Genomic DNA, 7,671 nt, shown 5'->3' with positions numbered 1-7,671 from the left:
GGGGGGTTGGGGGGGCCTACCACCGCCCCCCCCCCCGCCCCCCGGGGGGCCCCCCGCTTCGCGTTCGCGCCCGGCTCCGGCCCGCCCGCGTCCGCGCCTACGGCATGTCCGCGGGCGGCAGCAGCGCCGCGTCCGCCGCGGGCAGCCAACTGCCCGGCGGGCGGCGCAGCCAGCCCTCAGCCGCGCCGAGCGCGCCCGCCGCGGCGGCCAGCGCCCGCAGCCCCGGATGACGCTCGCCCGGCCGGTGCACCAGGCTGACCAGGCTCAGCGGCACCGGCTCCACCAGCGGCACGTTCACCGTCCCCGGGATCCGCGGGCCGCCGACCGTGGTCAGCATCGGATCGCCGTGCCGGGCGAGGTAGCGCGCGGTCTCGTCCACGCCCACCGGCGGCACGTACGGCGCGGCCGCGGTCAGGCCGTGCTCGCGCAGCAGCCGGGTGCCGAGGTCGGTCCACTCGGTGGTGGCCGGGTTGCCCGCGCAGACGTCGACGGGGTGCCCGGCCAGGTCGGCCGGCCGCAGCACCGGGCGGTCGGCCAGCGGATGGGTGTCCGCCATCATCACCGAGATCTGCTCCAACCGCACCGGCAGCTGGGCGAGTTGGCCGCGCACCGGGGCCGGCAGCCCGGCGAAGCGGCCGAAGGAGGCGTCCAGCCGGTGGGCCAGCAGCTCGGCGGCGGCCGCGGCCAGCCCGCCGTGGAAGCGGGCCAGCAGTTCGCCCTCCGGCCAGGCGGCGCGGGCCCGTTCGAGCACCCGGTCGGCGGTGAGGTCCGGGCCGGTGACGTCGCTGTTGAGGTCGAGCAGCAGCGGCCGGGCGGCGGCCCCGGTCAGCGCCCCGGCGAGGATCTCGTCGTGCAGAGCGAGGAACCGGCGCGCCCGGGGCAGCAACCGGTGCCCGGCCGGGGTGAGTTCGACGCTGCGGGTGGTGCGGGTGAACAGCGCGTCGCCGAGCAGCCCCTCCAGGCTCCGGACGTCCCGGCTGAGCGCCTGCTGGGCGATGTGCAGCCGCTCGGCGGCCCGGCCGAAGTTCAGGGTCTCGGCGGTCGCGACGAAGCCGCGGAGCAGACGGGGGTGCAGGTCACGGGGCATGGGCGGCAGATTAACAACAGCCCGTTGTGAGTGCGGCGAAACAGGTGTTGGACGGCCGCCCGCCCCGACGCCAGGCTGGGGGCACACCCCTTCCCCCTGCTCACAGGAGCCCGATGCCCTCGCGCGCCCTCCTCACCTCCTACCGGCGGCTGTTCGCGGCCCCCGGCGCCGCCGCCTTCACCCTGGCCGGGCTGCTCGGCCGACTGGCGCTCTCGATGAACGGCGTCGCACTGGTGGTGCTGCTCTCCGAGCGGCGCGGCTCGTACGGGCTGGCCGGCGCGGTCTCGGCGGCCGGGCTGGTCACCGGCGCGATCGGGATGCCGCTGATCGGACGGCTGGTGGACCGGTACGGGCAGGCGCGGGTGACGGTACCGGCCGCGCTGTACAACGCCGTTCCGCTGGCCGGGCTGCTGCTCTGCGTCCGGCTCGGCGCGCCCGACTGGACGCTCCTGCTCTGCTCCGCGGCCTGCTCGGCGGCGCCCAACCTCGGCGGCATGGCCCGCTCCCGCTGGGCGCACCTGTACCGGGACGACCCGGCCGCCCGGCACCTGGCCAACTCCTTCGAGCAGGCGCTGGACGAGCTCTGCTTCATGGCCGGGCCGGTGCTCGCGATGCTGCTCTGCACCACGCTCGCCCCGGAGGCCGGGCTGATCACCGCCGGCACCCTCGGTACCGCCGGCGCCCTGCTGTTCGCCGCCCAGCGGCGCACCGAACCCCCGCTGTCCCCCGCCCCGACACAGGGGCGGGAGGCGGCCGACCGACGGCACGGCTCCCCGCTGCGGGTGCCCGGGCTGCGGGTGCTGGTGCTGACCTTCCTGGCGACCGGCATGGTCTTCGGCGCCACCGAGATCACCACCGTGGCGTACGCCGACGCGCTCGGCCACAAGGCGTCGGCCGGCCTGCTGCTGGCGCTGGTCGCGGCCGGTTCCTGCGTCGCGGGGCTGCTGTTCGGGCTGCTGACCCCGCGCCGGGCGCCGGGTGCGCGCTTCCTGCTCGGCGCCACGGCGATGACCGCGGTGCTGCTGCTGCCGCTCGCCGCCGGGCTGGGCGGGGCCGGGCTCGGGCTGCTCGGCGTGACGCTGTTCGCGGCCGGCACCGCCACCGCGCCGACCATGGTGACCGGGATGACGCTGGTCCAGGAGCTGCTGCCGCAGCGGCAGTTCAACGAGGGGATGGCGATGGCGGTGTCCGGCATCGTGGTCGGCATCTCGGCCGGGGCGGCGCTCGCCGGGGCGCTCGCCGAGCGGACCGCGCCGGGCACCGGCTACGCCCTGCCCGCCGTCGCCGCCGGGCTGGCGCTGCTGATCGCCCTGGCGGGGCGGCGGCACCTGACGGTGCGGAAGGCGCCGGTCGCGGGCGGGGCGGCCGGACTCGGCGCGGCGGGCACGGCGGCGGGCACGGCGCCGGGCGAGGCGTCCGGCGGGGCGTCCGGCGGCGCGTCCGGCGGCGCGTCCGGCGGGGCGGCGGAAAATGCCGAGCCGATTGTCAGTGCCACCCTCTAACGTCGAGGCATGGGGGAAATCACCTACGTCCGAGGCGATGCCACCATGCCCCAGGGCAAGGGCGTGAAGGTGATCGCGCACGTCTGCAACGACCTCGGCGGCTGGGGCAAGGGCTTCGTGCTCGCGCTCTCCAGACGCTGGCCCGAGCCCGAGGCGGCGTACCGACGCTGGCACCGGGAGCGGGCGAAGAACGACTTCGGCCTCGGCGCCGTCCAGCTGGTGCAGGTCGGTCCGTACGCCTGGGTGGCCAACCTGGTCGGCCAGCGCGGCATCCGGACGGCGCGCTCCACCGGCGTGCCGGTGCGCTACGAGGCGATCGACACCGGGCTGGCCGCGCTCGGCGAGCACGCGCTCCGGCTCGGCGCCTCCGTCCACATGCCGCGGATCGGCTGCGGCCTGGCGGGCGGGCGGTGGGAGCGGGTCGAGCCGCTGGTCACCGCCCGGCTGACGGCCCGGGGCATACCGGTGACCGTCTACGACGCCGGCTGACCGGACCGCTCCGGCACCACGTCCACCGATCCGATCCCACCGACCCGTTCGTCCCGATCCGTTCCTACCCGCCCGTCGGCTCCGGCCGGTCGGGCCCGACCGCCACGCGCGCGGCCGGCCAGGCGTACACGTACTCGGGCAGCAGGAATCCGCCCGGGAACTCGCCCTCCTGCGCCCGGACCCGCTCGGCGCCCTCACGCTCGTAGAAGGCGATCGCGCGGGTGTTGTCCCGCAGCACCTCCAGGAAGAGCTCGGCCCCGGGGTGCCGCTCGGCGACGTGGGTGCGGGCCGCGGTCAACAGCTCGCGACCGATGCCGCCACCGTTCAGGCCGGGGCGCACGTGCAGGTTGTCGATCAGCACCGCGCCGTCCGGCTGCGGGACGAGGTAGATGAACCCGACGATCGTCCCCGCCCGTTCGGCCACCAGGAGCTCGGGCGTGTTCTCCGGCTCCCCGTAGTCGGCCTCCAGGCGCAGGCTCCACAGCTCGCGCCGCTGGGCGGCCATCCCGTCGCCCAGTCCTTCCGCCGGGACGATCCCCCGGTAGGCGGTGCGCCAGCTCCGGGCGTGCAGCTCGGCGACGGACGCGGCGTCCTGCGGCCCGCCGCGCCGAATGGTGGTCTGCCCTGAACTGATCATGTGACCAGCCTCCCACAGAGATGGAGTTGAACATGTTCAACCACAGCGTCTACAGTTCTGCTCAGTTTTTGAACGCGTTCGAAATCAGGGGGGTCGTCGTGGTACCGGATGCGGAGGGGGCATCCGGTACCACGAACACCGACACCGGCTGGAACGTCGTCTCCGGCTAGGCTCGTGCCCGTGGACGACCTGGCAGCGACGAACCGAACGGACGGCGAGAACGGCACGGCCGGGGCTCCGGCCGTGCCCGGACCGGAGAGCGGGCTCGGGCCGGACGGCGGGCCCCTGCCCGGCGGCCGCGCCCAGCCGAAGACCGACAAGAGTGAGGCGACCCGGGCCCTGATCCTGGAGACCGCGATGCGGCTCTTCCAGGAGCGCGGCTACGAGAAGACGACCATGCGCGCGATCGCCACCGAGGCCGGCGTCTCGGTGGGCAACGCGTACTACTACTTCTCGGCGAAGGAATTCCTCATCCAGGGGTTCTACGACCGGATGACGTACGACCACGCGGCGGACGCCAGGAACCGCATGGCCGGTACCCGGGATTTCGCCGAGCGCCTGGAAATCGCCCTGACCTCCTGGCTCGACACGGCCGCGCCGTACCACGAGTTCGCCGCGCAGTTCTTCCGGACGGCCGCCGACCCGACCAGCTCCCTGAGCCCGTTCTCCAACGAGTCCCACCCGGCCCGGGCGACCGCCGTGGAACTGTTCCGCGAGGTCCTCCAGGGCTCCGAACTGGCCCCGAAGCTGGACGCCGAACTCGTCGAGCTGCTGCCCGACGTGCTCTGGCTGTACCTGATGATCGTGGTCCTCTACTGGGTCTTCGACCGGACCGAGGACACCGAGCGGACGCGGGAGTTCGTCCGGCGGTCCACTCCGATGGCCGCCCGGGTGATCAACCTGTCCCGCTACCGGGTCTTCCGGCCGATCGTCCGCGACGCCAAGGGCCTGATCCAGGACTTCATCCTGCCCACCATCGGCAAGACGGCGGTCAAGTAGCGCCCGCGACGACGACACCGGAGGCCGGCCCGCGAACGGGCCGGCCTCCGGCGCGTCGGACCCCCGACGCCGCATCGGGCTCAGAACTCGGTCGGCGTCCAGGCCCGCAGCGGGGTGCGCAGCAGCAGGTCGGCGGCGGCCGCCGCGCCCGGACGCAGCTCGGTGATCAGGGCGGCCGCGGCCAGCCTCGACGCCGTCTCCGCGCCCAGGTGGAGCGAGCCCAACTCCGAGGCGCCGAGCGCGAGGTCGGCCTCGTCCGTGGTCCGGACGCAGCGGCCGGTGCCGTCCTCGGCCGCCTCCAGCGCCCAACGGCCGGAGGCGTAGCCGAGCTTGTCGTCGACCTCCAGCACCACCCGGCCGGGGGCGCCGTAGCTCCGGGCGCCGAACGCGGCCTCGACGTCCAGCACCCGCAGCCACACCATGTCCCCGTTGTCCTTGTGCGGGGTGGCCGCACGCGGGTCCTGGAGCAGCAGCGGCAGCGGGTCGTCCTGGCCGAGGTTCGCCACCTCGACCCGGGACACCCAGTCGACCGACAGCACCAGGCGCCACAGTTCGACGGCGGTGGGCAGGTCGAGGGCGATGAAGTCGGCCACGGAGAGCTTGCAGTCCGGGTAGGCGCCGTCCCACGTGGGGGTGACCCGGTAGACCACCAGCCCGGTGACCGCGCCGGCGGCGTCCCGGTGGACGGCGGCGAACGGCTCCTTGAACTCCTCGCCCGGTGCCCGGACCTCGCCGACGGTGCGCTCCCACCAGAGCGTGTCGCGCTCGATCGCGCCCGGCTGGGTGCGCCGCCAGCGCTCGTGCAGCTCCGCTCCCAGCTCGCGCAGCTCCGCCATGGTCACGAAGTCGATCCGGCCGTCGGGGACGCCCGGCAGGCCCTCGCGCAGGCCGCGGGTGCGGCGCAGGTCGATCATCCAGCCGCCGCCCCGGGTGGCCGGGCCGAAGCCGAACCGGCCGTAGATGTTGTACTCGGCGGCCATCAGGACGGCGACCGCGCAGCCCCGCTCGGCGGCGGCCGCGAGGTCCCGGCGCATCATCGCGCTGAGCAGGCCCCGGCGGCGGTGGGTCGCGCTGACCGTGACGTTGGTGATGGCGTCGGCCGTGACGACGGCCCCGCCCGGGACGGTCAGTTCGGTGTCGAAGCTGCGGAAGGTGGCGATCTGGCGCTCACCGTCGAAGCCGGCCACCATCCGGCCGGGCAGCCAGTAGCGGCGGCGCAGCTCCTCCGAGACGGCCACCTCGGGGCGCAGGAAACCGAAGTTGAGTGCGCGGTTCCACTCCCCCACCTCGTCCACCGAGACGGCCCGGACCAGGAGCCCGTCCACGGTGTCGACGGCCGTGCGATCGATGCTGTTGCCCATGGAGCCACCGTACGGCGGCCCTCCGGGCGGCGGCATCCGATTTAATCCGTGCCCGACCGGGTGCCCGACCGGGTGCCCGACCCGGTGCCCGACCCGAGGTGCTCGCCCGGCACCACCACCCAGTGGTTGGCGCGCAGGACGCGGCCCGCGAAGTCCAGCTCCCGCTCGCCGAGCAGCCGGAAGCCGAGCGCCCGGCAGATCCCGTTGGACGGTCCGTTGGTCGTCCCCGGGTTGGCGTGCACCGCGCCCCAGCGGCCGTCCTCGGCGGCGGCGTCCAGCACCAGGCGGACGGCCGCCTTGGCCAGGCCACGGCCCTGGTGCTCGGGCAGCACCATCCAGCCGATCTCGGAGACGGTCTCGCCGTCCTCCTGGTCCGACCAGAGCGTGACGATGCCCGCCGCCTCGTCGTCCACGGCGCCGTCCGGCACGATCATCCTGATCCAGGAGCTGTCCGCGGCCGTCAGCGCCAGGTCCTTGCGCAGCCGCGCCTCCACCACCGCCCGGGGCAGCGGGCCGCCCAGTTCGGCCATCATCACCGGGTCGCAGCGCATCCGGACGTACGCCTCGACGTCCCCCGCCCGGACCTCCCGCAGCCGCATGACGCCTCCTCAGCACTCTTCCCCGGCGGGGATCTTCAGCACGGCTCCTCGGCGCCGGTCCGAGCGGCCACGCTAACCCGGCCCACCGACATTGGCGCCCGGACGGCCGGGCTGGCATCCTCGTGCCGGTTCAGGCACGGACGATCCGCTGTCCATTCGGGGGGAACCATGGGGGACGACTACATCCGCAGGCTCAAGGAGTCCGAGGGCTGGTCCCTGGCGACGAAGCTCGTCGGCGGGGCGGCCGTCGCCGTCTGGCTCTGGGCCCTCTGGCAGGTCTTCGCCCCCGGCGACGGCCTCTGCGGCGCACCGGCCTTCTACCAGCCGACCGGCTTCCACATGGCGGAGGCCTGCGACTCCGAGACGATCGGCCGGATCGGCGGTGCGGTCGCCGCCCTCCTGGTGTCGCTGCCGCTCGCCGCCGTCTGGGGCTGGACCCTCGTACGGCTGCGCGACAGCCGCAGGGCCCTGGCCGCGCTGGCCGCCCTGGCCGACCGGTAGGGCGGTCCGAACGGTCGGGCGTGTCCGGCCGGTCCGGCCCTACCGGTCGGTCCGGCCGGGCTCCGGCGGCGACGGGCGCTACGGCCTGGCGTAGAAGTCCGGGGTGCCCATGATCCAGAGGCTGGCCTGCTTGACCGGCATGCCGACCCGCGGGGCCTCGATCATCTGGTCGTCGCCGATGTAGAGCCCGACGTGGTGGATGTCGGCGGCGCGCCCGGTGGTGGTCCAGAAGACCAGGTCGCCGGGGCGCAGTTGGCGGTAGCCGATCGGGGTGCTCTGGGCGTACTGGTCGGCGGCGAAGTGGTTGAGCCGACGGCCGCCCTCGCGCCAGGCCATCATGGTCAGCCCGGAGCAGTCGTAGCCGCCCGGGCCCTCACCGCCCCAGACGTAGGGCAGGCCGATCTTGGACTTGGCGAAGGCGATGGCGGCGGCCGCGCCCTCGGCCGACCACGGGCGGTCGGGGGGCGGCGCGGCCTGGGCCCTGGCGTCCTTCGCC

At 74.9% G+C, this 7,671-nt stretch carries 10 protein-coding genes; 5 read left to right on the top strand and 5 right to left on the bottom strand.

Annotated elements, in window-relative coordinates; genetic code table 11:
* Positions 1-97: 97 nt before the first annotated feature.
* Positions 98-1,087, bottom strand: a complete 990-nt coding sequence (locus tag ABZW03_RS33130) for a LysR family transcriptional regulator (RefSeq protein WP_355266675.1) — start codon at positions 1,085-1,087, stop codon at positions 98-100.
* A 113-nt stretch (positions 1,088-1,200) separates the two neighbouring features.
* Here ABZW03_RS33130 and ABZW03_RS33125 point away from each other — a divergent pair, with 113 nt between their 5' ends.
* The gene (locus ABZW03_RS33125; protein ID WP_355266672.1) at positions 1,201-2,589 is read left to right on the top strand and encodes an MFS transporter; all 1,389 of its coding nucleotides are present in this window, start codon (positions 1,201-1,203) and stop codon (positions 2,587-2,589) included.
* A 9-nt stretch (positions 2,590-2,598) separates the two neighbouring features.
* Complete coding sequence (locus ABZW03_RS33120) at positions 2,599-3,078, top strand: macro domain-containing protein (RefSeq protein WP_355266669.1); 480 nt, start codon at positions 2,599-2,601, stop codon at positions 3,076-3,078.
* A gap of 64 nt (positions 3,079-3,142) precedes the next feature.
* Here the strand turns inward: ABZW03_RS33120 and ABZW03_RS33115 are convergent, their stop codons facing one another.
* Positions 3,143-3,715, bottom strand: a complete 573-nt coding sequence (locus ABZW03_RS33115) for a GNAT family N-acetyltransferase (RefSeq protein ID WP_355266666.1) — start codon at positions 3,713-3,715, stop codon at positions 3,143-3,145.
* A gap of 32 nt (positions 3,716-3,747) precedes the next feature.
* Here ABZW03_RS33115 and ABZW03_RS33110 point away from each other — a divergent pair, with 32 nt between their 5' ends.
* A complete protein-coding gene (locus ABZW03_RS33110) occupies positions 3,748-3,885 on the top strand; it encodes a hypothetical protein (protein WP_355266663.1) in 138 nt (45 codons plus the stop codon).
* 10 nt (positions 3,886-3,895) lie between these two features.
* A complete protein-coding gene (locus ABZW03_RS33105) occupies positions 3,896-4,714 on the top strand; it encodes a TetR family transcriptional regulator (RefSeq protein ID WP_355266660.1) in 819 nt (272 codons plus the stop codon).
* A gap of 80 nt (positions 4,715-4,794) precedes the next feature.
* Here the strand turns inward: ABZW03_RS33105 and ABZW03_RS33100 are convergent, their stop codons facing one another.
* Positions 4,795-6,075 (bottom strand): GNAT family N-acetyltransferase, encoded by a 1,281-nt coding sequence (locus tag ABZW03_RS33100; protein ID WP_355266658.1) that lies wholly within the window; start codon positions 6,073-6,075, stop codon positions 4,795-4,797.
* A 41-nt stretch (positions 6,076-6,116) separates the two neighbouring features.
* Positions 6,117-6,674, bottom strand: coding sequence for a GNAT family N-acetyltransferase (locus tag ABZW03_RS33095; RefSeq protein ID WP_355266655.1), 558 nt, complete (start codon positions 6,672-6,674; stop codon positions 6,117-6,119).
* A 168-nt stretch (positions 6,675-6,842) separates the two neighbouring features.
* Between ABZW03_RS33095 and ABZW03_RS33090 the strand changes: the two genes are divergently transcribed.
* Positions 6,843-7,175 carry a hypothetical protein gene (locus tag ABZW03_RS33090; protein WP_355266652.1) on the top strand — a complete coding sequence of 111 codons (333 nt, stop codon included), beginning with the start codon at positions 6,843-6,845 and terminating at the stop codon, positions 7,173-7,175.
* A 78-nt stretch (positions 7,176-7,253) separates the two neighbouring features.
* Here ABZW03_RS33090 and ABZW03_RS33085 read toward each other — a convergent pair.
* Positions 7,254-7,671 (bottom strand): C40 family peptidase (locus tag ABZW03_RS33085; protein WP_355266649.1); only part of this gene is annotated, 418 nt, incomplete at its 5' end.

This window comes from Kitasatospora sp. NPDC004799, assembly GCF_040609095.1.
In the GTDB taxonomy this organism is placed as follows: domain Bacteria; phylum Actinomycetota; class Actinomycetes; order Streptomycetales; family Streptomycetaceae; genus Kitasatospora.
Note: the sequence above shows the minus strand (reverse complement) of the source record. Positions and strands in the feature narration are given on the sequence as shown.

What these genes read in the sequence shown, in the direction of transcription:
- ABZW03_RS33090 (WP_355266652.1), top strand. Translation starts at nt 6,843, where the DNA reads ATGGGGGACGACTACATCCGCAGGCTCAAGGAGTCCGAGGGCTGGTCC.
- ABZW03_RS33095 (WP_355266655.1), bottom strand. Translation starts at nt 6,674, where the DNA reads ATGCGGCTGCGGGAGGTCCGGGCGGGGGACGTCGAGGCGTACGTCCGG.
- ABZW03_RS33100 (WP_355266658.1), bottom strand. Translation starts at nt 6,075, where the DNA reads ATGGGCAACAGCATCGATCGCACGGCCGTCGACACCGTGGACGGGCTC.
- ABZW03_RS33115 (WP_355266666.1), bottom strand. Translation starts at nt 3,715, where the DNA reads ATGATCAGTTCAGGGCAGACCACCATTCGGCGCGGCGGGCCGCAGGAC.
- ABZW03_RS33120 (WP_355266669.1), top strand. Translation starts at nt 2,599, where the DNA reads ATGGGGGAAATCACCTACGTCCGAGGCGATGCCACCATGCCCCAGGGC.
- ABZW03_RS33110 (WP_355266663.1), top strand. Translation starts at nt 3,748, where the DNA reads ATGTTCAACCACAGCGTCTACAGTTCTGCTCAGTTTTTGAACGCGTTC.
- ABZW03_RS33130 (WP_355266675.1), bottom strand. Translation starts at nt 1,087, where the DNA reads ATGCCCCGTGACCTGCACCCCCGTCTGCTCCGCGGCTTCGTCGCGACC.
- ABZW03_RS33125 (WP_355266672.1), top strand. Translation starts at nt 1,201, where the DNA reads ATGCCCTCGCGCGCCCTCCTCACCTCCTACCGGCGGCTGTTCGCGGCC.